Source organism: Niveibacterium umoris (assembly GCF_014197015.1).
GTDB classification, from domain to species: Bacteria; Pseudomonadota; Gammaproteobacteria; order Burkholderiales; family Rhodocyclaceae; genus Niveibacterium; species Niveibacterium umoris.
Genome location: NZ_JACIET010000001.1, coordinates 2,028,101 through 2,052,488 on the forward strand (window position 1 = coordinate 2,028,101; position 24,388 = coordinate 2,052,488).

General features: G+C 65.5%; 24 protein-coding genes. 7 read left to right on the plus strand and 17 right to left on the minus strand.

Going from position 1 to position 24,388, the window contains the following annotated elements; genetic code table 11:
* The 14 genes from GGR36_RS09155 to GGR36_RS09220 form a co-directional block, all read right to left on the minus strand.
* Entirely contained in the window at positions 1–372 is a 372-nt protein-coding gene (locus GGR36_RS09155; protein ID WP_183634287.1) for an MSHA biogenesis protein MshK, read from the minus strand.
* Positions 357–1,046 (minus strand): type II secretion system protein GspM, encoded by a 690-nt coding sequence (gene gspM / locus GGR36_RS09160; RefSeq protein ID WP_183634288.1) that lies wholly within the window; start codon positions 1,044–1,046, stop codon positions 357–359. Before gspM ends, GGR36_RS09155 begins: the two co-directional genes overlap by 16 nt.
* On the minus strand, positions 1,043–1,678 hold the full coding sequence (locus tag GGR36_RS09165) for a PilN domain-containing protein (protein ID WP_183634289.1): 636 nt from the start codon (positions 1,676–1,678) through the stop codon (positions 1,043–1,045). Before GGR36_RS09165 ends, gspM begins: the two co-directional genes overlap by 4 nt.
* Positions 1,675–2,613 (minus strand): agglutinin biogenesis protein MshI, encoded by a 939-nt coding sequence (locus GGR36_RS09170; protein ID WP_183634290.1) that lies wholly within the window; start codon positions 2,611–2,613, stop codon positions 1,675–1,677. The genes GGR36_RS09165 and GGR36_RS09170 overlap by 4 nt, the downstream gene beginning before the upstream one ends.
* Positions 2,614–2,635: 22 nt before the next feature.
* The gene (locus GGR36_RS09175) at positions 2,636–6,208 is read right to left on the minus strand and encodes a DUF6701 domain-containing protein (RefSeq protein ID WP_183634291.1); all 3,573 of its coding nucleotides are present in this window, start codon (positions 6,206–6,208) and stop codon (positions 2,636–2,638) included.
* A 17-nt stretch (positions 6,209–6,225) separates the two neighbouring features.
* Positions 6,226–6,618 carry a hypothetical protein gene (locus GGR36_RS09180; RefSeq protein ID WP_183634292.1) on the minus strand — a complete coding sequence of 131 codons (393 nt, stop codon included), beginning with the start codon at positions 6,616–6,618 and terminating at the stop codon, positions 6,226–6,228.
* Positions 6,608–7,486, minus strand: a complete 879-nt coding sequence (locus GGR36_RS09185) for a type II secretion system protein (protein ID WP_183634293.1) — start codon at positions 7,484–7,486, stop codon at positions 6,608–6,610. Before GGR36_RS09185 ends, GGR36_RS09180 begins: the two co-directional genes overlap by 11 nt.
* Positions 7,473–8,048, minus strand: a complete 576-nt coding sequence (locus GGR36_RS09190) for a type IV pilus modification PilV family protein (RefSeq protein WP_183634294.1) — start codon at positions 8,046–8,048, stop codon at positions 7,473–7,475. Before GGR36_RS09190 ends, GGR36_RS09185 begins: the two co-directional genes overlap by 14 nt.
* Entirely contained in the window at positions 8,038–8,490 is a 453-nt protein-coding gene (locus GGR36_RS09195) for a pilus assembly FimT family protein (protein ID WP_183634295.1), read from the minus strand. The genes GGR36_RS09190 and GGR36_RS09195 overlap by 11 nt, the downstream gene beginning before the upstream one ends.
* 35 nt (positions 8,491–8,525) lie before the next feature.
* On the minus strand, positions 8,526–8,978 hold the full coding sequence (locus tag GGR36_RS09200) for a type II secretion system protein (RefSeq protein ID WP_183634296.1): 453 nt from the start codon (positions 8,976–8,978) through the stop codon (positions 8,526–8,528).
* 59 nt (positions 8,979–9,037) lie between these two features.
* Positions 9,038–9,460, minus strand: coding sequence for a hypothetical protein (locus tag GGR36_RS09205; RefSeq protein WP_183634297.1), 423 nt, complete (start codon positions 9,458–9,460; stop codon positions 9,038–9,040).
* 32 nt (positions 9,461–9,492) lie between these two features.
* The gene (locus GGR36_RS09210; RefSeq protein ID WP_183634298.1) at positions 9,493–10,716 is read right to left on the minus strand and encodes a type II secretion system F family protein; all 1,224 of its coding nucleotides are present in this window, start codon (positions 10,714–10,716) and stop codon (positions 9,493–9,495) included.
* 2 nt (positions 10,717–10,718) lie between these two features.
* Positions 10,719–12,422: a GspE/PulE family protein gene (locus GGR36_RS09215; RefSeq protein ID WP_183634299.1), complete on the minus strand. Its 1,704-nt coding sequence runs from the start codon at positions 12,420–12,422 to the stop codon at positions 10,719–10,721.
* Between the two features lie 262 nt (positions 12,423–12,684).
* Positions 12,685–13,713, minus strand: coding sequence for an ethylbenzene dehydrogenase-related protein (locus tag GGR36_RS09220; RefSeq protein WP_183634300.1), 1,029 nt, complete (start codon positions 13,711–13,713; stop codon positions 12,685–12,687).
* 326 nt (positions 13,714–14,039) lie between these two features.
* On the opposite strand from GGR36_RS09220, the gene dcd reads away from it, so the two are divergent.
* The 4 genes from dcd to GGR36_RS09240 all read left to right on the plus strand — a co-directional run bounded on the left by dcd (position 14,040) and on the right by GGR36_RS09240 (position 18,447).
* Entirely contained in the window at positions 14,040–14,606 is a 567-nt protein-coding gene (dcd, locus tag GGR36_RS09225) for a dCTP deaminase (RefSeq protein ID WP_183634301.1), read from the plus strand.
* A gap of 9 nt (positions 14,607–14,615) precedes the next feature.
* Positions 14,616–15,161 (plus strand): DUF2799 domain-containing protein, encoded by a 546-nt coding sequence (locus GGR36_RS09230; RefSeq protein ID WP_183634302.1) that lies wholly within the window; start codon positions 14,616–14,618, stop codon positions 15,159–15,161.
* Positions 15,162–15,400: 239 nt separating this feature from the next.
* A complete protein-coding gene (locus GGR36_RS09235; RefSeq protein WP_183634303.1) occupies positions 15,401–17,644 on the plus strand; it encodes an arginine/lysine/ornithine decarboxylase in 2,244 nt (747 codons plus the stop codon).
* Positions 17,645–17,769: 125 nt separating this feature from the next.
* A complete protein-coding gene (locus GGR36_RS09240; RefSeq protein ID WP_183634304.1) occupies positions 17,770–18,447 on the plus strand; it encodes a MarC family protein in 678 nt (225 codons plus the stop codon).
* A gap of 61 nt (positions 18,448–18,508) precedes the next feature.
* Here the strand turns inward: GGR36_RS09240 and GGR36_RS09245 are convergent, their stop codons facing one another.
* The 3 genes from GGR36_RS09245 to GGR36_RS09255 are packed head-to-tail and all read right to left on the minus strand — an operon-like array spanning position 18,509 to position 20,391.
* Complete coding sequence (locus GGR36_RS09245; RefSeq protein WP_183634305.1) at positions 18,509–19,081, minus strand: DUF4337 domain-containing protein; 573 nt, start codon at positions 19,079–19,081, stop codon at positions 18,509–18,511.
* Between the two features lie 27 nt (positions 19,082–19,108).
* Entirely contained in the window at positions 19,109–19,597 is a 489-nt protein-coding gene (locus tag GGR36_RS09250; RefSeq protein ID WP_183634306.1) for a dihydrofolate reductase, read from the minus strand.
* Complete coding sequence (locus GGR36_RS09255) at positions 19,597–20,391, minus strand: thymidylate synthase (RefSeq protein ID WP_183634307.1); 795 nt, start codon at positions 20,389–20,391, stop codon at positions 19,597–19,599. Before GGR36_RS09255 ends, GGR36_RS09250 begins: the two co-directional genes overlap by 1 nt.
* Positions 20,392–20,517: 126 nt before the next feature.
* Between GGR36_RS09255 and GGR36_RS09260 the strand changes: the two genes are divergently transcribed.
* The 3 genes from GGR36_RS09260 to tilS all read left to right on the plus strand — a co-directional run bounded on the left by GGR36_RS09260 (position 20,518) and on the right by tilS (position 24,386).
* A complete protein-coding gene (locus GGR36_RS09260; RefSeq protein WP_183634308.1) occupies positions 20,518–21,990 on the plus strand; it encodes a hypothetical protein in 1,473 nt (490 codons plus the stop codon).
* A gap of 100 nt (positions 21,991–22,090) precedes the next feature.
* Positions 22,091–23,059 (plus strand): acetyl-CoA carboxylase carboxyltransferase subunit alpha, encoded by a 969-nt coding sequence (locus tag GGR36_RS09265; RefSeq protein WP_183634309.1) that lies wholly within the window; start codon positions 22,091–22,093, stop codon positions 23,057–23,059.
* Positions 23,052–24,386, plus strand: coding sequence for a tRNA lysidine(34) synthetase TilS (gene tilS / locus GGR36_RS09270; protein ID WP_183634310.1), 1,335 nt, complete (start codon positions 23,052–23,054; stop codon positions 24,384–24,386). Before GGR36_RS09265 ends, tilS begins: the two co-directional genes overlap by 8 nt.
* Positions 24,387–24,388: the final 2 nt, after the last annotated feature.

Genomic DNA, 24,388 nt, shown 5'->3' on the forward strand with positions numbered 1-24,388 from the left:
TCATCGCTTCTTCTCCGGCCGGATCTTTGCGCCGGCTTCGTGTGTGATACCCGGCAGCAGCGTCAGCACGCGCTTCTCACCGTTTTCCTGCAGTACCGCCGTATTGGCATCGAGCGCCACCAGCTTCGCGTTGCCGACGTAACCGCCGACTCGCACCGGCTGTCCGCTGATTACCGCGACCCTGCGGTCAGGCGCCAGGAGCACCGATTGCAGCACCAGCGGCTCACCCGCCTGCGCGCTCACCGAAGCAGGCTGCAACAGCCCCTCTGGCGGGCGCGTCGGATCGCCGGCCCGCAACGCGTCCGCCGCGTGGCACAGCAGCGGCAGCGTCAGCAGCAGGCAGGGCGTCCAGCGTCTCACAGGCGTAACCATGCCGGGTCCAGGCTCAGGGTGTAGATCGTGACGGTCGCGACCGACACCGGGTACTTTTCAACCTGCAGATCCATCTGCCCCCAGAACACCTGCCAGCCGAACTGCTCGACCGCCGTCAGCCAACGCGCGATCGCAGCATACTCCCCGCGCACCGCGATCTCTAAACCGTGGCGATAGATCGCCGTGCCGGGCGGGGACGCCTGACCTGAGGCCGGCGTCGGCGCCGCGTTGGCCTTGTCGTCGCGCGCGGTGAGGTTCTCGACCGGCAAGGTCCGCAGACTGACGAGTTCCAGACCCGGCTGCCGGGCGAGCAGGTCGCGCAGGCGCGTCGGCATCTGTTTCGGATCGGCGAGCAGCGCCCGCTTGCCCGACAGCGCCGCCTTCAACGCCAGGTTCTGTTGGGTAAGCGACTCGATCTGGGCACGTTTCTGCACCACCGGATCATTGCGGCGCGCCTCTTCGAGCAGGCGCGCCTGCTCGGCCAGGCCATCAAGCTGGCCGTGCAGACTGCGCATCTGCGCCAGGTCAGCAGCCTGCCGGTTCATCGCGGGCGCAATCAGGATCAGCCAGAACAGCGCCAGCAGCACCCCCACGCTCATCGCAGACAGCAGCATGCGCTCGCGGTCTGCGAGCGCATTGAATCGGTCGCTCAGGTGGATCCAGCGAGCCTTCATCGTTTGCCTGCTTCCTCTTGTCCAATCCGGAACGTCAGCGGCGCGTACTTCGCAACCGGCGCGCTGGCACTGCTATCTACGGCAGCAGGCTGGGTTTCCTTGATCTCCACGGCAGCGAAACTGCGATCGTGCAAGGCATCGATGCGCGCCAGCGCGCCGATGAACTGCGGCAGGCGCTCCGCGCTCAGCGTCTTGCCGGAAAATTCGGCGCGCTCGGGCGTCAGGTGCAGGCTGGTCAGCCAGACCCCTTCGACCCGGTTGCCGGCAAGCCCCCCCAGCGTCGCGGAGAACCCGCTTGTCGACCCGACGCCCCCGCCCTCGAGCATCTTCATCACCCGCCGCAGTTCCTCGCCTTCCTGGCTGAGCGCTGCGAGACGTTCGGCGAACTGCGCTTCATCGCCCTTCGGCGCAAGTTGCGCGGTCAGCGCAGCGATCTCGCGCTGCATGCGGTCGAGCTGCACCTGCATGGCCGCACGTTCTGCCGCGCGCTGGCCGGCGACATGCATCGACCAGGCTGCGACCAGCACCAAGGCCACCGCGACCAGACCGAGTGCCGCGACGAGGCTGGCCAGCGTGAAATGCGGCTCGCGCGGCAGCAATGCGTGGTCGGCAAGATTGATGTTCGGTTTCATCGCGCGCCCCGATCCCGCAGGCAGAGCCCGAGCGGCAGGAACAAGGCCGCGGCGTGCAGTTCATCGACCGGCTTGCCAACCGGGGTGAAGTCGAACAGCACGTCAAGCTCGATGGCCTTGACCGGCAAGTACAGCGCGTCGATCAGCAGGCTCAACAACTCATCGCGATGCGGGAACGGCGCCAGCCACAGCGCCGACACCGAGAGGTGCGAGAACTGGTGTTCGAGCACATCGGCCGAGCGTTGCAGTTCCAGCACCAGGCGATCGAACACGCTGCGCCGCGCCTCGTCGCTGCGGCGTATCGCATCGAGCGAGGCTTCGAAGCTGCGGGTGAAATAGACGTAGCCGCCGCGACTGGCAGTGAGCATCGCCCCGCCCTCGCTGATCGACATGATCGCGGTGGCGCGGCCCGGCTCCTCCAGCAGATCGGCGATATTGCGTTGCGCCAGTTCCGGCACGTCGATCACCGAGACCGACGAGTTGCTGGCGCGGAAGCGCTGCATGCAGTCGACCAGCAATTCGTTGGATGCGGCCACCACATAGCCCTGCGGACGTCGCACGCCGCCGGCATCTTCGAGCGCCGGCACAAGGTCGATCGTGGTCGCATCGATAGCACCGCGCAGTTGATCCTTCACCTGCCAGCGCACCGCCGTCTTCAACTCCTCGGCCGGCACCTGCGGCATCTCAAACTGGAAGAACTGGTATTCCCCCGCGCTCAGCAAGAGGCGGATCGTGTCGCGCCGCAGCCCGAGTGCCGCTTCGAGCGCCTCGCAACGCGCACGGGGGGCGCCCGGACCGAAGTCAACTTTCGCCAGTTGCACGAGCGGGCGATCAGCGTCGGCCGCGGCAATGCGCGTTGCGACAATGCTGTCGGCGCCACAGGCGATGTTCAGCGGCGCACCGCCACCGGCCGCCCGGCGTTTGATCCCGCCCAATGCAAAGGTCCTGCCCGCGAAGCTAATAGCTCTCTCCCATGAAGATGATCGACGGGTTGCGATACGCCCCGAAGCGGATCCGCGCCCGCGGGTTGTCGTCATTCAGGTCGGCGCCCGCAACGGTACAGCCCGCCGCGTTCTTCACGCCGTCCCAATTGAACTTAAGCCAGTTTGGCACGGAAAAAGCAAGATCAACGTAACCCGACGCCCCCGGTTTGCTCAGTTTCACCGTTGCGCTGCCCGCAACAACCGGTGAGCCGACGCTCAGCGTGGTACTCCCCACCGAGAGTTGGTTACGCGGCGGCACAACCGGGTAGAAGCCCAGTCCGCCGGCGCAGTACAGCGTCGTGCTGGTCGGCGTGCCGGCACTACCGACCAGTACGCTCGCCGGCGCCGCGAGGGTGGTGCAGTTGTCGGCGGTGTTCTTCACGAAGGTGCTGCCGTTGTAGTACTCCATGCTCGCCGGCACGCTCAGGCCCAGCAGGCCGGTGCCATAGGCATTGGTGAGCCGCATGCGGCCGTAGCGCAGCTCGGTGGTGCCAAGCTGGCCACCGTCACTGCTCCCGCCAGGCACCGAACTGAAGTTCAGCGGCAACATGCGCACGCCATCGCTATCGACCGGGCTCAGGCCGAACAATGCGCTGGCGTAAGGGCCGTCGACCGTGATGTTGCGTGCCACCGTGAGGTCCGCATTGATGGCGGCACCGTTCAGCGTCCAGGTTCCGCAGCTACCGCCACTGCCGCTGCAAGCGGCGGACAAGCGGCTGTTGAACGACGTCGTCCCCTGTTGCGCGGCGAAGGCCAGGGGCGCCGGGCTGGCCAGGCTCAGCAGCGCGAAACTGCCGAAGTAGTTGAAGACAGCCGGATTGCCCGTCGCCGCGGACACCGCGCGTAGCGCGAACGACGCATTCAGCGGCTCGCCAAGGTAGGTGAAGCTCGACGCCGGCGCACAGCTCAGGTCGCTGCGGTTGTTCAGCACAATAGAAGAAGCCGCGAAACCGGCCGGGTAGAAGCGCCCGGTGGTGCCGCTACCGCCCGGCACGGTAACGCCGAAGTACGCACCGGCACCCGGCGTGGCCGTGATGCGGAAGACGCCCACATCCGATTCGGTCTGGTTACTGATCGTGCGCGAACCCGCATCGCCTGCAGCGAGGTCCACACTCGTGACGCCCAGCGCACCGGAAACGCCGCCCGCCGGCGCAAGTACCGTGGATGTCAGCGGGATCCCCAGCTGCTGATAGTTCGGCGTGACCGGGTTGCTGCAAAGGTCAGTACTTCCCGACACCCAGCGCCGCCCGCTGACCCGCAGGTTGAAGGTCTGCCCGGCCTGCTTGAACTTGGTGCAGGCCGGACTGAGCGCCGCGCAATTCCAGTTCGCGTCCGGGCTGTCGACGCACAGCCCCGCCGGCGACACGACAAAGGTCGAGTTGCCGGTGAGCGCGAGGCCGGCATCGCTGGTCGCAGCACTGCCGGTGTACTTCGCGTTGAGCGTCATCTGGCCGGCATCCGGGTAGCTGACGTTGATGCTGGCCTGCCCGCTGGCGTTGAAGCTCAAAGGCAAGGTGGTGGCCGACGCCGCCGCGGTGCCGACGTTGGTGCCGCTCACCGCCAGGTTCATCGTGCCGGTCGCCGGGCTGGTGTAGGTGGACCAGAAGCCGACGTTACGGGTGACGTTGGCAAACGCCGGTACGCACGCAGTCCCCGGACTCGTTTTCTGCATCGCCGAGACGGTCACCGTCGGCGTCGTCTGACCCGACGTGAAGTTGGGCACCGAAAAGACCAGCCCCGCGTCGTTGAAGACAATGCTGCAGTCGGTTTGTACGCCGCCCTGCCAGCACTGCGGAGCACTGTATGGCTTGAGCGGTACGGAAGTCCCGGCCACGTCCAGTGTGTAGGTACCCGCAGTAGGCTTGAACAGCTGCAGCACGGAGCCCGCACCGTTGATTGTCTGGGCATCGCCACCGACCCAGCCGGTAGGGCTCAGCGTCACGTCGAGGTTGCCGCTGTAGGTCGCCGTGCAAGCGGCATCCATGCACGCCTTGACGGTGATCGTCGAGGGCTGGCAGGTCAGCGCCTGCTGGGTGTACAGGAAGCGGATATGGTCGATCTGCGTCGTGATCGGGTTGATCGCGTTAGCGCACACCTTCAGGGCGCCTATCTCATGGAAGGCCATTTTGCCGCCTGTGGAGCCGGCAAAAGAGAGCATCAGGTTCGCCGGCGCTGCGACCTGGCCGGCTGAGGTCATGATGTCCACCGGCCCGAGCAAGGTCGAATAGCTGCTTCCGGTCGAGGTGGTATCACGTTCGATCGTGACCAGGCTCTTCCCGCTCGTCCGCGAGTCGACGGTCACCCGGTACAGATAGCCCGGCGAAGGGGTCGTGCTGGTCGTGTTCGTAGACAAGGTCGGCGAAAGCGAGCCCGTGCCAGCGATCCAGCGATAGGCAGTCGTCGCCGCTCCTGGGCCCGAGCCGGAACCACGAATCGAAACCGACTGGGGGGTCCGACCCGGGCCGCCAAGGTGACCGCCCGCAGTACTGGAAAAGTTTCCGTACTCATCAAGCCCCGCGCCGAGCCAGCCTCCCGCGAATCCCACATACCCGAGCGACCCCCCGAATCCGCCCGCCTGCGGGGTGACTGCCGCGTCGGACAGAATGACGGCGACACCATCGGCAGGATTGGTCTGGCCGTAGGCATAGAACTTCAGCGTGACCTCCACCACACCATTGGCCGCGGGGATCAAGCGTTGCAAAGTCATCGCGGTGGACTCGTTGCCAAGGTTGTCGGTCAGCCGCACCCGTGCAGGCGAGGGGGATGTCACCGTGCCGGGCGTGAAAGCGCCGCTCACGGTGGTCGTCACCCAGTCGGGTCCGAGCGACGCGCGATTGAAACTGTCGGAGAAACAGACCGGCGCCCCGGGCTGCAACACGATGCTGACGCCGCCCCAGGCACCTGCCTGGGGATTGCTCGCGCTCGCCGCGTTACTGTCACCGGTGTTCGCGAGCGTCCTCCAGGAGGCGGCCATCGCCGTGCCATTGGGCCCGCCGCCGGTGTTGTACTGAAGCCCGGCAGTGCCGGAGGCCGGCGTCAGCGCGCTGTTGCCGTTAACCGCGCCGAAGAGGTTGAGTTGCAGGCTTCCGGCGGGGCAGCTGTAGCCAACCGCCGGCGCGGTGATGGTCGTGCCACTCGCTCCGGTCAGCTGCTTGTTGGCACACAGCGGCGCCGAGGTGCTGGCCCCGCGGGCATAGACAATGCCGCCGGTGGTCTTGATATTGTTGCCGCCGTAGTTCAACGAGAACGCGTAGCTCGCCGCCGGAGTAGTGGTCAGCACCAGATAGTAGGTCGCCATGTCCAGCCCGTTGGCCGACACATACTCGACCCCCGTCCAGCCGGGCGGCGGCGCGATGACCATGCCGGTCTGGGTGACCACCGTCGCGACCAGCACGTCGCCCGTAGTCGCACCTGCTGGCGGAACGAGCACCAGCGCCCCCGTGCCGCTGATCGTTGCCGGCGTGCCGGCAACGCCGGTCACCGACGCGGTATAGGCCAGTGCCCCGGTCGAGCCAGTCGTCATCACCAGCAACAAGATCCAACGCACGAAGCGAAAAAGGCTCCTCATCGCTCGGTACTCGCCACGATCTGACGCTCAACGAAGTCGCTGCTGCCGGCGCTGCCATAGCTGGCGGTAGCGCTCAGCTGGTAGAGCGTGCGGCCGCTGCCGGCCTCCTGGAAACTCGTACCGCTGCATTGCAGGTTCACGCTGAAACCATTGAAGCCGGCGGGCAGCGTCACGCTCGTCGAAGCCGCGCAGACTCCGCTGCGCTGTACCTGATACAGGCCGTACTCGATGCCGGCCCGCGCCGCCTGGTAGGCGCGTACCCCCTGCAGATCCAGCGCGACGGTCTGCTGCGTCGACGCGCTGACCCGCAGCAGGAAGGCCGCCATACCGGCCAGCACGACCAGCAGGAAGACGGCGGCGGGGAGCAGGAATCCGCGCTCACGGCACATTGTTGACCAGCACCTCATGCGTCAGGGTCACCGATTCGCCATTCTGGCGCAGCGTCAGCGACAGGCTCACCAGACCGTTCTGGTCGATCGCCGCCTGTCCATAGTCGATCGAGCAGGCCGCCACCCGTCCGGCGAGCGGCGCAGCGCTCGCCCCCGGGAAGGTGGTCGGTTGGGTTGCCGACAGCGCGTAACCCCAGTAGCGCGTCAGCGTCCCGCTGCCGGAGTTGCCGCTGCTCTGGGGCGCGCACTCGTAGGTCACCGGCGCGGCCACCAGGTGAAAGCGGTTGCCCGGCGAAGCAAACGGAAACTGCTTGGGCGCCGCCAGCGTGATGGTCTTGGCCGTACCACCGCTGATCGCAGAGAAGCTCGCCAGCGTATCCCCGGCCCAGGCGTCGGCGCCGGGAATGCCGAGGTTGTAGACCGACACATACTGGATCGTGCCGGATACGGGCTGCAGGATCGGGCCGATCACCTCGAAGCTGCTGTCCACGGCGTCGAACGACAGCGGGTTTGCGCTGCTGCCGGCAGCGCTGGAACACACGCCCCCGGAATCCGGCGCGGCGCAGTAGCGCCCGCCGCCCACCGTCGGCAGGAATTCGATGTAGTAACGGGTCGCCGCACCGCTGCCACTTGTCGTCACGCGGACGCTGTTCGGCAGGGCTGAGCGCAGGTCGCGCGCGATACGGCGCACCGCGGTATCCGCAACGTCGGCAAGGCTGGCCCGGTTGGCGGCATCGATCATCGCCTCCATCGGTCGCTGGATGAAGGCGGACGCCACCGCGGCAAGGATCCCGACGATGGTGATGACCACCACCATCTCGACCAGCGTGAAGCCGCGCCCGGCGCGGCGCAGTTCAGGGTGTCGCATTGGGTGCATAGCGGAAGCGATAGCCGGTCAGCGTGATCGGCGCGATCTGCGCCGAGTTCGGCCCGGTCACCGTGACGTCGATGCGCAGCACGTCGCTCGCCGGCATGCCGAAACTGGAGCCGACCTGGGCGATCGTCACGGCAGCCTTGTAGCCGCCCAGACCAGCGATGGCGGTGCCATCCGACGGGTTCAGGATGCCCGCGTTCATCGCATAGCCGGCGTAGTTGCCGACGTTGTTGTACGGATTGGTACTGCTGAAACGGCTCTGCCCGGGCAAGGGCCCGAGCCCCTCGGCGAGCCCCGGCGAGCAGCCGGCCGTACTCGTCGCAGTGGCGGCGTTAGGGTCCGAGGGATCGCAAAAGGTGAAGGCCTTGGACGAGACCTCCTCCAGCAAGGACTCCGCGATCGCCGTCATCTGCTTGAGGATCATCGGGTCCGCACTGGCACCCACCGCTGCGCGGACAGCCAGCATGACCCCCGCCAGCCCTACGCCGACGATGACAATGAAGGCCAGCAACTCTACCAGCGTGACGCCGGCTTCAGGGCGGCGCTCAATGGACATAGCCGGTCTCCGCCTCGACCACCACCGTCACCGTGATGTCACCCGTCACCGCAATGCTCTGCGCCGCGGACGGCCGGCCAGAGGGCGCGAAGCTGAAGCTCGCCACCGCCACACCCAGGCCGCTCGGCACGCTCTCGCTAAACGCGGCGCCGGTTGCCGGATCGAGCAGCGGAGTATCGCAGCTGCCGGACCCCGCCGCCGAGGCGAAGCTCAGGGTCAGCGTTGTGGCAGTCTGGCTCACGCAGGTCGTTCGACGCTTGGCGATGGCCGCCTTCTGCGCAAGCCGCAGCCCGCGCCGCAGCGTCTCACCGTAACCAAAGGCGTCGAAGCCGCTGCGCGCGGCAAAACGCGGCATCGCCACCGCCGCGAGAATGCCGACGATGACCAAGACGGCGATCAGCTCGGCGAGCGTGAAGCCCGCCGAGCGAGACGGATGGCGCATGCGAGCAGGACGTCCCGCCGTTGCCGGCGGAACGGTCAGCAGTTGGTCGTCGTCAGGCTGCTTGTCGTCACCACCGGTGCCGACCCGGCTGCGGTCGGTTCCGCATAGGTGAAGCTGCAAGTCGCCTTGGTCGGATCAGCCACAGTTGCGGTGGTCGTTCCCGTTACAGTGAAGTCAGTCGATGCAAGGCCCGCCACGCCCGCAATCTTGGTCCCCTTCGGATAGCCGAAAGTCATGTCAGTGACAGCATCGAGGGAGCCGCCCTCGTAATCAATCGCCTTGGTAGTCGTAGGCGACCCGGCCGCCAGCCACTTCGCATGGATCAGCGCCGCTGCGGAATTGACCGCACCGACGGCACCCTGCATCTTGGCAACACGCGCCTCGGACGTCAGATTGACGAACTTCGGCAGCGCGATTGCCGACAGGATGCCCAGAATCACGATCACCGCGATCAGTTCGATCAGCGTAAAACCAGCTTGTTTCTTCATGCCCTGCTCCTCCGTTTTCTACTGCTCACAATGCCGCCGGCGGCAAGGCCGCCCGCGACTCACTTCCAGCGATAAGGCGTGGTGGTGACCAGCACCACATCGCCCTCTGCCACACGCCGCAGCGCGAAACAGATCGCCTGTCCTTTCATCTCGACCTGCGCGATCGCGCGTGGTCGGTAACACAACTGCCGGATGCCGCGATCGAAGTACCAGTTGCCCGGCGCTACCGCGGCGATATCCGCCCCCGCCACCATTCCGCTGTAATTAGGCGGGGCGGACTCAATCAATTCAACTGGATTTGTCAAAAACACATCGTAACGCTGACCCGAAAGCTGCCGATTCACCTCGCGCCAGCGCAAGCCGGTGCGAAGGTTGGTGACGGTCATCTCCATTGCCATCCGTTCGGTTTCGATCGCCATGCGCTCCAGCCGCGAGGAAATCGCCCACATCACCACCGCGCCGACCACCACCAGCAGCGCCATTTCCAGCAGAGGCCAGCCACGCGCCCCGCGTCTCATCCCTGCCGGCGCATCATCGCGCTGCCCAGATCCCACATCGGCAGGAACACGCCCAACGCCAGCAGCAGCACCAGCCCCGCCAGACACACGATCAGGATCGGCTCGATGCGCGCGCTCAGGTTGTCGACCTCGTAGGCGACCTCGCGTTCGTACATCTCGGCCACTTCCATCAGCAGGCCATCGACATCGCCGGACTCTTCGCCGACCTGGATCATCTGCAGCACCATCGGGGTGAACACCCGCGACGCCGCTGCGGTGCGCAGGATGCTGTCGCCACGTTCGACACCCTGCCGCATCGTGTCGAGTTTCATCGCGATCCAGGCGTTATCGACCACCTGCGCCACCACCGCGAAGGCCTGCGTCACCGGCAGGCCGCTCGTGAGCGACAGCGAAAAGGCACGCGCGAACCGGGCCAGCGTGGCTTTGCTGACGGTGTCGCCGACGATCGGCATGCGCAGTTTTGCGCGGTCCCACTTCAGGCGCCCGGCCGGCGTCTTCAGCCAGAAACGGACGCCAACGGCCGCGCCAATACAGACCAGCAGCACCAGCCACCAGTACTCGACGGTGAAGCTCGAGAAGCCGATCAGCCCGCGCGTGATGAGCGGGAGTTCGGCATTGAACTGCTTGAACACCTTGGCGAAGGACGGGATCACGAACAGGTTGATCACCGCGATCGCGGCGGCCATCGCAATGATGACGAAACTCGGATAGCGGATCGCGGCGCTGATCTTCTGCCGCATCTCCTTCTCGAACTCGAGATGCTCGAAGAGGCGCAGGAAGATCAGATCGAGGCGGCCGGTCATCTCGCCGACCTTGACCATCGCGATGTAGAAGGGGCTGAAGACGCCGGTGTCGGTGAGTGCGATCGACAGTTCACGCCCGGAATCCAGCCCCTCGCGCAGCTTGCCCAGCACGGCCGCAAACGCCGGCACCTGCGAGGATTCGCGCAGGCCTCCGAGCGCCTGCAGGATCGGCACGCCAGCCTTCATCAAGGTGTACATCTGGCGACTGAAGAACATGATGTCTTCGTCGCTGACCTTGCGCTCGCCCAGTTTGAGCCGGCCGAGCGAAAAACCGCGCCCGCGCGCCACGCGAATGTCGAGCGGCGTGATGCCACGCGACATCAGGTTGTCGGCCACTGCGGCTTCGTTCAGAGCGTCGAGCAAGCCTTCGACCAGCACGCCGCGCGCATCGCGCCCCCGATACGAATAGCCGGCCATGCTCAGTCGTCCGTCACCGAGACCATGCGCATCGCTTCATGCACAGTGGTCTCGCCCGCCAGCACGCGACGCGCCGCGTGGTTGCGCAGGGTGTGAATGCCAAGCTGTTGGCGTGCAATCGCGGGGAAGTCCGAGACGTCGTTGCGGTTGAGCGCATCAACCATCTCGCGGTTCATCTCCAGCAATTCATAGACCGGCTTGCGGCCGAGGAAGCCGGTGCCGTTGCACTGAGGGCATCCGCGGCCGTGCATCCATTTGCCGGTGTGCACCGCCTCGCCGAGTTCGCGCTCCAGCCACGCAAGTTCGTTCGGACGCGGCGCGTAGGGCTCCTTGCAACTGTCGCAGACCACCCGCAACAGCCGCTGTGCGACCACGCCCAGCAGCGAGGTGGTCACCAGGTACTTCAGCACGCCCATGTCGATCAGGCGGGTCGGCGTACTGGCCGCGTCGTTGGTGTGCAGCGTGGAAAGGACAAGGTGCCCGGTCATCGCCGCGCGGATGCCGATCTGCGCGGTTTCCTGATCGCGCATCTCGCCCACCAGCAGGATGTCCGGGTCTTGCCGCAGCGTTGCTCGCAACACCCGGGCGAATGAGAGCTCGATCTTCTCGTTCACCTGCACCTGGTTGATGCCCGGCAGGCGGTACTCGACCGGATCCTCGACGGTGATGATCTTGGTCTCGATGTTGTTCAGCGCGGCCAGGCTGGCGTAAAGCGTGGTGGTCTTGCCGCTGCCGGTGGGGCCGGTAACCAGCACCATGCCGTTCGATGCCGAAATCAGGCGTTTGTAACGCTCCAGCATGGCCGGCGGCATGCCGATGCGATCCAGATCGAGCAAGCCCGCGTTCTGCGCGAGCAGGCGCATCACCACCGATTCGCCGTACTGCGTCGGCATCGTCGAGATCCGGATATCCACCGACTGCTGCTTGACTCGGATGTTGAAGCGGCCATCCTGCGGCAGGCGCTTTTCGCTGATGTCGAGCCCGGACATCAGCTTCAGCCGCAGCACCAGCGCGGGCGCGATGCGGTTGTCGCTTTCGGTCTGCAGGTGCAGCACGCCGTCGATGCGAAAGCGGATCTGCAGCCGCGTTTCCTGCGGTTCGATGTGGATGTCGGAAGCCTTGATCTGCGCCGCGTCCTCGAAGATCGACTGCAGCAGCTTGACGACCGGTGCGTCCTCGGCGCCCGTCGCCTGACCGAAGGCGCCGAAATCGACGTAGGTGTCGCCGAGATCCTTTTCGAGCTCCTTGGCGAGGCCGCTGATTTCCTCGGTGCGGCGATAGAGCCGGTCGATATTCTGCGCGAGCTGAGATTCGCTCAGCACCGCGAGGTTTACGTCGCGCTTGAGCGCGCGCGAGATTTCGTCGTAGCCGAAGATGTCGGACGGGTCAGACATGCCAACCAGCAGCCCGCCATCCTTTTCCGCCAGCACCAGCGCGCGGAAGCGGCGCGCCATGGTCTCGGGCAGCAGCGCGGCCACCTTGCGGTCGACATCGAAGTCGCGCAGATCGACATAAGGCATGCCGAGCTGTCGCGCGATCGCACCGGCAATCTGCTCCTCGGTGACCTGCCCGATCTCGACCAGCACCCGCCCGAGCTTGCGGCCGGTGGTCTTCTGCTGCACCAGCGCCTCTTCCAGCTGCACCTGCGTGATCAGCTGCTGCTGGACGAGCAATTCACCGAGGCGGAATTTCTGCGGCTTGACCATGATCCTGACCGGATGTACTGGAACTTCGGATATTAACGGCCGCGCAAGGAAACCCTTGAGGACTGTGGCTCCCAGACCCGGTGCGTGCCGCAGGCCGGCAAGGATCTGCATCGGCAACGTGAGACTTTTGAAGCAGACCCTGCCGGCGCCCAAACACGAAGCCGCATCGCACTCGCTGCGCAGGGCTCCCCGCCAATCGCGCCGGGCTGGCGTGCACAACAAAAAAGGCGCCTTGCGGCGCCTTTGCCATGCCCAATGGAGGCTACTTCGCGAACCTAAGGACCACCGTACCCTTGTGCAGCGTGTGCTGGACTTCCGCGTTGTCGAAGGCGGCGAAGCCGAAGTAGTACGGCACGTCGAGATCCTTGAACTGGATGTCGTAAGGCGAGGCCGTTGTCAGCTTGCGCGAGACGACGTAGGTCCATTTGCCATTGGCCCAGGCACCCGCGCCGGAGAGTACGCCGCGGTCACCGGTGAACTTGCTGACCATCACCGACGCGACTTCATCACCCGCGACGAATCTGGAATCGTCAAAGGGCGCCTTGTCTTCTGCCTTGAGCCAGTAAGTGCCGCCCTTGTTCGCCGGCTTGCCATCCTTGTTCATGAATTCAGGCTTGCCGTTGATCAGCTTGATGGTCTCGTAGCCGCCGCCCGTGCTCGCATCGGCCTTGCGTCCGGCATCCGGCGCCTTGTCCTTGTCGAATCGGGTGTCGTCCAGATACCCATTATCCGGCTGCCCCAGCGATATGCCGCCGCGCACGCTGCGCATCACCCACAGGTCACCAATGTCGCCGGGGTTCTTGGTGTACTTGTTGCCATAGGACTTGGCGGTGGGCTCTTCATGGCACCCGGCAAAGCAGCCGCGCCGCTTGAAATCCCGCATCGAATTGCCGACGTTCCAGAACATCGCCCACTTGTCTTCGTGGTAACGATTGTCGTCGCCGCCTCGATCTTGCGGATCGACGAGCTTCTTCCATGAGCCATCCACCTGCTTCTGGTAGGGGTTCAGGCGCAGCGACTGGGTCGGATCGTCATAGGAAACCAGCATGTACAGGCTGTCGGCGGTGTAGACGGCTTTGATCGTCGCCAGCGTGCGGCCGTTGGTGAAACCCTGACCGCTATGCAGCTTGACCGTGGCCGGCTTGGCCAACGCCCAAGCCGGGTCTGCCGCCAGGCTTTCCAGCACCGGCGCCTTGTCCACCTTTATTGCATTGAGGAAGCGTTCGGCAGAGGCCTCGAACGAGAGCAGCAGTGTCGCCGCCAGCAGGGAATGCTTGAGGATCGTTTTCATGATGCACCTTCACGAGGGCTGAGAAGACTGATCGTTCAAGGCTAGGCGCATGCCCCATCCAAACGTTGAGCGGCATCAATTGTCACCTCAAAGACAATTGATAGACGCCGGCGCGTTGTCCTCAAGCCGCCTTTCGATTCGGTTTCGCGGGATTCCGGGTGCGAGGCGGATCACGGCGGCGCATGCCGGCGGGCGCAAACCGACGGTTCGATCAAGTCGCCCCACCTGGCTGCAAAAGCGCCCCACGCCGCAGCACACCCCAAAACCCCACGCCGCAAGCGGGAAAGGTAGAATGCGCGGTCTATTTTTCGCTGGAAGCTCGACCCGTGAGCATCAAATCTGACAAGTGGATCCGCCGCATGGCGGCCCAACACAACATGATCGAGCCCTTCGCGCCGGAACTGGTGCGCTCGGCCAACGGCGAGCGCATCGTCTCCTACGGCACGTCGAGCTATGGCTACGACGTGCGTGTGGCCAACGAATTCAAGGTGTTCACCAATATCAACTCGACGATCGTCGACCCCAAGGCCTTCGACGACAAGACCTTCGTGGATTTCACCGGCGACTTCTGCATCATCCCGCCGAACTCCTTCGCACTGGCCCGCACGGTGGAGTACTTCCGCATCCCGCGCTCGGTGCTGACGGTGTGCCTGGGCAAGAGCACCTACGCACGCTGCGGCATCATCGTGAACGTCACGCCGCTGGAACCCGAATGGGAAGGCCATGTGACGCTGGAGTTCTCGAACACCACGCCGCTGCCGGCAAAGATCTACGCCAACGAGGGCGTCGCGCAGATGCTGTTCTTCGAAAGCGACGAGATCTGCGAAACCTCGTACAAGGACCGTGGCGGCAAGTATCTCGGCCAGACCGGAGTCACCCTGCCCAAGATCTGAGGCCTCGCGATGAACGTCCGCCTGCTTGCACTGAGCATCCTCACCCTCTCGCTTGGCGCTTGCGCCAGCCTGTCCGAGAAGGAATGCCGCACCGCCGACTGGGAGCACATCGGCTATCGGGACGGCAGCAAGGGGGCGGACCGCACACGCGTGGCGGACCACGATGAGGCTTGCGGCAAGGTGGGCATCCGCGTGGATGAGCGCGCCTGGTCGCGTGGCTACGAAACCGGGTTGCAGCAGTACTGCACGCCGCAGAACGCCATCAACGTCGGGCTCGCGGGGGACTCCTACGGTGGCGTGTGCCCGCCGGCCCTGGATGCACGCTTCAACGACGCCTACCGCGTCGCGCGTTCGGTCTACGACCAGCGCCAGCGGGTCAGCAGCCTCGACTATCGTCGCCGCACGCTGGAAGGCAAGCTCGACAAGGCGGGCAGCGACGAGGAGCGCCACAACATCCGCAACGATCTGTCGCGCCTTGACCGCGAACTGCGCGAGGAACGCGACCGCCTCTACTACGAGGAAAGCCGGCTGGAGCGCTACACCCGCCCACTCTGAGCGCCGCCACCAAGGGCGCCACTCCATCGCGCCCGCACCGTCGCCTCAAACCCGCGCGAGCCCGCCCGCGCCTGCCCACACGAGGCGCCCACCAGACCTTGTGACGGCAGGGCTCCACTCCTCTCGCTAACGGGCATACCACTTTCACGCAGGGCTGCTATCATCCGCCGCTTTCCGATGGGGAGGCGCCACAAGCACCTGCCCCTTTTTTCCTTTTGTGGTTGCAGGGAGCTGGCCTGATGCGCTTCGATTTTCCGATCATCATCATCGACGAGGATTTCCGCTCGGAAAACACCTCGGGTCTGGGTATCCGCGCACTGGCAGAGGCGATCGAGAAGGAAGGCATGGAAGTGCTGGGCGTCACCAGCTACGGCGACCTCACGTCCTTCGCGCAACAGCAAAGCCGCGGCTCAGGCTTCATCTTGTCGGTGGATGACGAGGAGCTGACCTCGGACGAAGCGGAAGAGACGATCGGAGAACTGCGTGCCTTCGTGCAGGAAATCCGCTTCCGCAACCCGGATATCCCGATCTTCCTGCACGGCGAGACGCGCACCAGCCGCCACATCCCGAACGACGTGCTGCGCGAACTGCATGGCTTCATCCACATGTTCGAGGACACGCCGGAGTTCATCGCGCGCTATGTCGTGCGCGAAGCCCGCGCCTACCTCGAAAGCCTGCCGCCGCCTTTCTTCCGCGCGCTGGTGCACTACGCCGCGGACGGTTCGTATTCCTGGCACTGCCCGGGGCACTCGGGCGGTGTTGCCTTCCTGAAGAGCCCGGTGGGCCGCATGTTCCACCAGTTCTTCGGCGAGAACATGCTGCGCGCCGACGTATGCAATGCCGTGGATGAACTCGGGCAACTGCTGGATCACACCGGCCCGGTCGCGGCATCGGAACGCAACGCCGCGCGCATCTTCAATTCCGACCACCTGTTCTTCGTCACCAACGGCACGTCCACCTCGAACAAGATCGTGTGGAACTCGACCGTGGCGCCGGGCGACATCGTGGTGGTGGACCGCAACTGCCACAAGTCGATCCTGCACTCGATCATCATGACCGGCGCGATTCCGGTCTTCCTGATGCCGACGCGCAACCACTTCGGCATCATCGGCCCGATCCCGAAGAGCGAATTCAGCTGGGAGAACATCCAGAAGAAGATCGCCCGCAACCCGTTCATCTCCGACAAGAACGCCAAGCCGCGGGTGCTGACGATCACGCAGAGCACCTACGACGGCGTGCTCTACAACGTCGAGGAGATCAAGCAGGAGCTCGACGGCAAGATCGACACCCTGCACTTCGACGAAGCCTGGCTGCCGCACGCTGCCTTCCACGACTTCTACGGCGACTACCACGCGATCGGCGCCGATCGCCCGCGCTGCAAGGAGTCGATGATGTTCTCGACGCAATCGACGCACAAACTGCTGGCCGGCCTGTCGCAGGCCTCGCAGATCCTCGTGCAGAACTCGGAAGGCCGTCAGCTCGACCTCGCCAGCTTCAACGAGGCCTACCTGATGCACACCTCCACCTCGCCGCAGTACGCGATCATCGCCTCGTGCGACGTCGCCGCTGCGATGATGGAGCCGCCCGGCGGCACCGCGCTGGTCGAGGAGTCGATCTCCGAAGCGCTGGATTTCCGCCGCGCAATGCGCAAGGTCGACGAGGAATGGGGTGCGGACTGGTGGTTCAAGGTCTGGGGCCCGGACTACCTCGCCGACGACGGCATGGCCCTGCGCGAAGACTGGATGCTGCGTGCCGGGGACCACTGGCACGGCTTCGGCAAGCTGGCAGAAGGCTTCAACATGCTCGACCCGATCAAGGCGACGATCATCACGCCGGGGCTGGATGTCGAGGGCCACTTCGCCGACTGGGGCATCCCGGCGAACATCCTGACGAAGTACCTGTCAGAGCATGGCATCATCGTCGAAAAGACCGGCCTGTACTCGTTCTTCATCATGTTCACGATCGGCATCACCAAGGGCCGCTGGAATACGATGGTGACCGAGCTGCAGCAGTTCAAGGACGCCTACGACAGCAACCAGCCGCTGTGGCGCCAGATGCCGGAATTCATCGCCAAGCAGCCGCGCTACGAGAAGATCGGCCTCAAGGACCTGTGCCAGCAGATCCACGACTTCTACGCCGCCCACGACGTCGCGCGCCTCACGACCGAGATGTACCTGTCGGACATGGAGCCGGCGATGCGCCCGACCGACGCCTGGTCGAAGATGGCGCACCGCGAGATCGAGCGCGTGTCGATCGACGAACTCGAAGGCCGCATCACCGCGATGCTGGTGACGCCCTACCCGCCGGGCATCCCGCTGCTGATCCCGGGCGAGCGCTTCAACGCCACGATCTGCAACTACCTGAAGTTCGTGCGGGACTTCAACGAACGCTTCCCCGGCTTCGAGACCGATGTGCATGGCCTGGTCAGCGAGGTGGTGGATGGCAAGAAGAAGTACTACGTTGACTGCGTGAAGCAGGGCTGAGCCCGACGGAGTGGACCGCCACAAGGGGCCGCTTGCGGCCCCTTTTCCTTTGAGCCCCGCCCCGGCCCGCGCCGCCGGGCCATTGCTTGCGGCACAATCGGGATTTCCCGCTGCCGCCCCCGACCATGCTCGACATCCTGCAGGCTGCCTTCAAGAACACGGTGCTGATCCTCGCGGCGCTGCTGCCGATCATCAACCCGCCAGGCGGCGCACCGGTGTTCCTGCTGCTGACCCACGGCGCCTCGCCCGACACCCGCCGTTACCTGGCGCGGCAGGTTGCCTGGAACGCATCGCTGCTGCTGGTGGCGGCGATGTTCATCGGCTCGTATGTGCTGGACTATTTCGGCATCTCCACCGCCACCGTCAAGGTCGCCGGTGGGCTGCTGGTCGGTTCGATCGGCTGGAAGATGCTGCAAACCGACGACGCGCATCAGGACGACGCCGGTGCCCGGATTGAGTGGACACGTCCGGTCGCCGCCAGCCGCGCGTTCTACCCGCACACCTTCCCGCTCACCGTCGGGCCCGGCTCGATCGCGGTGGCGCTGACGCTAGGCGCCAGCGTCTATCAGGGCGGCAAGCGCCCGATCGCGGCGCCGCTCGGCGCGCTGATCGCAGTCGTGGTGGTCGCGATCACGATCTACCTCTGCTACGGCTTCGCCGACCGCATCGTCGGCCTGCTGGGCAAGACCGGGACCACCGTGATGTTGCGGCTGACCGCCTTCGTGCTGCTGTGCATCGGCATCGAGATCTTCTGGGGCGGCGCCTCCGATCTGCTCGAACCGCTCTTCCAGCACCGCCACTGACACGCCAGAAACGACAAGGGCCCCGCGGGGCCCTTGTGCATTCAGGCAGATGCCGCGCGCGTCAGATGTGCGCAATCGCCAGCGCGGCGAGCGCCGCACCGAACGCTGCCGTACCCCAGGCGCCGTACTTGAGCCATTTCTTGCGCGTCAGCAAGGTGATCGCGGCGAGCGAGATGGCGATCTGGATCGCGGTCATCGCCTGTGCCCAGCGATGATGCACATGCATTGACGCTTCGCTCAGCTCATCCTCTGCCTTGACCTTTTCTTCCAGAGCTTCGGCCTTCTTCTTGATTTCTTCCTTTTCGGCCTTGTAGCGCGCGACGTCATCCTCGAACTTATTGCGGTGTTCGTCGCTGGTCAGCACGGCGCCCAGCTCCGCCATGTTCTGCTTGTTGCCCTTCGACTGGTAGTAGGCCCACTGGTTGGCCGCCTCGGTCTTCAGGATCGCCGCCTGGTTCTTGTGCAGCATCGCGTCGTTCTGGGTGGCGCCACCCTGGTAACTGAACAACGCACCGACGGTGGCGAGGATGGCCGTCATGACTGCGATCTGCGACGCGAAATCGTCGCCGCCGTGGCCCGCGTGCTCAACGGCATGATCGTGCGGCCCATGGACGTGAAAATGATCTCCGGACATGCTTACTCCGTGTGAATGGCTGCGCCCTCAGGCGCGGATGTAATCGACAAAACTGAAGGGGTGCTCGTTACCCTCGCCGGCCGCGTGGGATTCGCGCGCGACCTCGCGGAAACCTGCATCGCCGATGGGCGGGAAGTGCGCGTCGCCCTCGACATCAGCACCCACTTCGGTCAGGTACAGCGCATCGGCACGGCCAAGCGCCTCACGGTAAAGCTGGGCGCCGCCGATCACGAACACGGTGTCAGCGTCATTGCAGCCCGCCAGCGCTTCGTCCAGCGAATGCACGACCTCGGCACCTTCAAGCACGAGACCGGGCTGCCGGGTGACCACGATGTTGCGCCGTCCCGGCAGGGGCCGGCCAAGCGACTCCCAGGTCTTGCGGCCCATCACGACCGGATGGCCGAGGGTCAGCGCCTTGAAACGCTTCAGGTCGTCGCGCAACCGCCAGGGCAAGGCGTTGTCGCGTCCGATAGTGCCGTTCTGCGCCACGGCGGCGATCAGTGCGAGCCTGGGCATCACACCGCCACCGGCGCGGGAATATGCGGATGCGGGTCGTAGCCTTCGAGCACGAAATCCTCGAAGCGGAAGGCAAACAGATCCTTCACCTCCGGGTTGATCCGCATGGTCGGTAACGGGCGCAGTTCGCGCGAAAGCTGCAGGCGGGTCTGATCCAGATGGTTGGAGTACAGGTGCGCGTCGCCCAGCGTGTGCACGAAATCACCCGGCTGATACCCGCAGACCTGCGCGATCATCAGCGTCAGCAGCGCATAGCTGGCAATGTTGAAGGGCACACCGAGGAAAATGTCTGCGCTGCGCTGGTAAAGCTGGCACGAGAGCTTGCCGTCGGCGACGTAAAACTGGAACAGCGCGTGGCACGGCGGCAGGGCCATCTTGTCGACTTCGCCCGGATTCCAGGCACACACCAGGTGCCGCCGTGAATCCGGGTTGTTCTTGAGGCCTTCGACCAACTGGGCGATCTGGTCGACCGTGCGTCCATCCGCGGTTTCCCAGCGTCGCCACTGCTTGCCATAGACCGGACCGAGTTCGCCGTTTTCATCGGCCCATTCATCCCAGATCGAGACGCCGTTGTCTTTCAGGTAACGGATGTTGGTGTCGCCCTGCAGGAACCACAGCAGTTCGTGGATGATCGAGCGCAGATGCAGCTTCTTGGTGGTGACGAGCGGAAACCCTTCGGCGAGATCGAAACGCATCTGCCAGCCGAAGACCGAGAGCGTGCCGGTGCCGGTGCGGTCGGACTTGCGATGACCGCGGTCAAGCACGTGACGCATGAGTTCGTGATACTGCCGCATGGGTAAAGCCTGGCCGAAAAAAGCCGTCATTGTACCGGTGTGCAGCGGCGCGCAGCGGCCTGGCGAAATGCTAGTTGCCGCTCCGGCCGCGGCGTAGAATCGTCCAGGAATCCATAGAGAGTCGGCATGCTCAAACTCTTCCCTTCTCGTCCGGACCACCCGCTTGCCGACCTGCGCGAGTTGCAGCGCGCGGTAACCGAGATCGGCAGCAAATCTCCGGACGACGCGCTGAAGGAGGCGACGGGCTGGCTCGAGACGATCGGCCCGATCGAAGAAGACAGCGACCCGACCGCCCTGCTGCGCTTGCTGCTCAGTTTCGACGAGGCGATGCAGGCGCACACCCGCCAGCTCGCCGAGCGCTACGTCGACAGCCGGCTCAAGTGGTCGGCCGCCGCGAGCACGCGGTGGCGCGACACCCGCTACTTCCTCACGCTGCTCGGCGATCGCTATGCGGCCTTGTTGCGAACGCTCGAAAGCGGCCGCAAACCCTATGTCCAGTTCACCGCCGATGTAGCGGTGCGATTGCTGCGTGCGGCGCACGCCACACAACGCTGGGACGCCCTGCGCTACGGCCCGCACGACCCGCAACACTGGCGCCGCTGCGGCCACGCCTACCTGAGCGCCTTGCGGCAGGGCTTTGCCGACCAACCGGTGCGGCTACGCAGCAATCGCCAGACCGAGACAAGTGCCACCCGGGAATACCTGCGTACGGTGGCCCTCGCCACGGCCGCGCTCGACGAACTCGACGAGCGGCAGATCCTGCTCGCCGGCCAGGTCGTCAACTATGTGCTCGCGTCGCTTCGCTTCACCGAAAAGGCGGAAAGCGACAGCGTGTTCTGGGTCGACCCGGCGCTGCCTCAAGCGCCGATGCGCATGGCTCGCCCGCCCACGCCCACCGCGACCGTGCGCTACTTCAGCGGCGGCGCCGCGCTCGACACCCTGATCGAGATGGAACAACTGGTGCGTGGCGGCACGCTGCCCCCGGCGCTTGGCGTGGAACACGCAGACGCGCCGCACCTCGCGCCGCTATTGCGCCACCTCGCACGCCATTGGTCCGAAGAGCCCCCGGTCAGGCGCCACCGTCGCCACCCGCTGCCCGGCGCCGTGCAGGTCATCGAGGGCCTCGAACCCTTCGTCGAACTGCTGTCCGGCCAATCCAGCGCGCAATTGAGCCTCTGGGAGCAGCGCGACGCCAGCCTGCACGGCATCGGCCTCACACTTCCGGTGGATGAACGCAGTCGCCTGCGCATCGGCGCGCTGCTCGGCCTGCATTCAAACGACGGCACGCGCTGGCTGGCTGGCGTGGTGCGACGCATGCAGCGCGTTTCCGACGAGGCGATACATGTCGGCGTCGAAGTGCTTTCATGGCATCCGATGTCCGCGCACGCCGATGACGGCGCGCAACATGTGCGGGTGCTGCTGCTCGACCCGCTGCAGCGCGACGCCACGATCCGCCTGGCGGTGCCTGTGAATGGCGTGCGGCCGGGTGCGCCGCTGTTCCTGCTGGGCCAGAACAAGGCGCTCAAACTCCTGCCGCGAGAGCTGATCGAGCTCGGTGCGGACCATGAGGTGCGCAGCTACCAGGTCGCGGCATCCTGATTGACGGGCCCGGCACGCCAGATCAACTGCCCTGACAGTCGCGGCGCCCGGCGCCGACACCATCGGTTACAATCGCGCACCTTTTTTTGAGCGGTACGGCATGAAAATCACGGCCCTGGACTTCGAGCAACCGATCGCGGAACTGGAAACCAAGATCGAGGAACTGCGCTTCGTGCAGGACGATTCGGCGGTGGACATCTCCGAAGAAATCGCCCGGCTCGAGGTCAAGCGTCAGGCGCTGACCAAGGACATCTACGCCAAGCTCACGCCGTGGCAGATCGCGATGGTGGCGCGCCATCCGCAGCGCCCGTACACGCTCGATTACGTGCAGCACCTGTTCACCGACTTCAAGGAACTGCACGGCGACCGCAGCTTTGCCGACGACAAGGCCATCGTGGGCGGCATGGCGCGCTTCAACGGCACGCCGTGCATGGTGATCGGCCACCAGAAGGGGCGCGACACCAAGGAAAAGATCCTGCGCAACTTCGGCATGCCGCGCCCCGAGGGCTACCGCAAGGCGGAGCGCCTGATGCGCCTTGCCGAAAAATTCGGCCTGCCGATCTTCACCTTCGTCGACACCCCCGGCGCCTATCCCGGCATCGACGCCGAAGAGCGCGGCCAGTCCGAAGCGATTGGCCGCAATCTCTATGTGATGGCTGAACTCAAGGTGCCGCTGATCAGCACCATCATCGGCGAAGGCGGCTCGGGCGGCGCACTGGCGATTGCCGTCGGCGACCAGTTGCTGATGCTGCAGTACTCGACCTACTCGGTGATCTCGCCTGAAGGCTGCGCCTCGATCCTGTGGAAGAGTGCCGACCGCGCGGCCGATGCGGCCGAAACCATGGGGATCACCGCATCGCGCCTGAAGTCGCTCGGTCTGATCGACAAGATCGTCAACGAACCGATTGGCGGCGCGCACCGCGACCACCGCGCGATGGCGCAAAGCCTCAAGCGTGCGCTCGTCGACGCGCTGCGGCAGGCCTCAGACCTGTCGACCGATGCCCTGATCGAGCAACGTCTCACCAAGATCATGGGCTATGGCCGCTTCAAGGAACAGGCGATTGCCTGAACCTTCGGCGCCCGATGCCACGGGCGCCGAGCTGCTTGAACAGCGCCTCCGCGATACCCTCGCCGGGGCCACCCGCCCCGGCCAGATCCTCACCGTCGCATTCAGCGGCGGACTCGATTCCACCGTCCTGCTGCACCTGCTCACCCGCGCCGCGCCCGCACTCGGGCTGCGCTTGCGGGCGGCGCACGTTCACCACGGACTGCAGGCGCAGGCCGATGCCTGGGCCGCGCATTGCGCGAAGGCCTGCGGAACGCTCGGTGTGCCGTGCGAAATCCTCCACGTTTCGGTAGACCGCAGCAGCGGCCTCGGTCTCGAAGCGGCCGCGCGCAGCGCCCGCCATGCAGCGCTGCGCGCGCTCGGCGGCGACTGGCTGGTGCTCGCGCACCACCGTGGCGACCAGGCGGAAACCTTGCTGCATCGCTTGACTCGCGGCGCCGGCGTTCACGGCGCCGCAGCGATGCGCGGGGTCGACGCCCGTCGCGGACCGCCCGCGCTGCTGCGCCCCTTGCTCGACGAGCCCCGCGCCGCGCTGCTGGCGTGGGCACAGCAAAACCGTTTGCAGTGGATCGAGGACCCGAGCAACCAGGACACCCACTTCCGCCGCAATTTCCTGCGTCATGAGGTACTCGCCCCGCTGACCGCTCGCTTGCCGCAAGCCGAGGCAGGGCTGGCACGCGCCGCCAGCCATTTCCACGAAGCTGCCGGACTGCTCGATGCGCTTGCCGCTATCGACCATGCGGCAGTCGAGTGCAGCCGCGGCGCCAGCCTTGCGGCCTTGCTCGCGCTCAACGACGCCCGGCTGAAGAACCTGCTGCGCGCCCGCATCGCCGTGCTCGGGCACGCAGCGCCGGACGCCCGCCAACTGGCCGAGGCGCTGCGCCAGTTGCGCACCGTCCAGCAGCCCTGGCGCGCCATTTTCGGCCAATGGGCGCTGTGCGCCGATGCAGGCCTGGTGTGGTTCGAGGCAGCCGAGGTACCACTTCCTGGCGTGGCGACGATCTGGCAAGGCGAACCTGCCTTGCACTGGGGCGACGTCATGGTGTGCTTCGAGCCCGCGTCGGCGCCCGACGCCCTCGCCTTTCGACCGGGCGAACTCGAACTGGTCGCGCGCAGCGGTGGCGAGCGCATCCGCCCGGATGCAGCACGACCCGCGCGAGACATCAAGACACTCGCGCGCGACTCGGCTATTCCGCCGTGGTGGCGCGCCGCGATGCCGGTGTTCAAACAGGCAGGGCGGGTGATCGGCTGGGGCGAAATCGGGGACGTCAGTGCACACGGCAGTGACGGATGGCGCATCCGGATTGCGCCGCCGAACGCAAAATTCTGAAT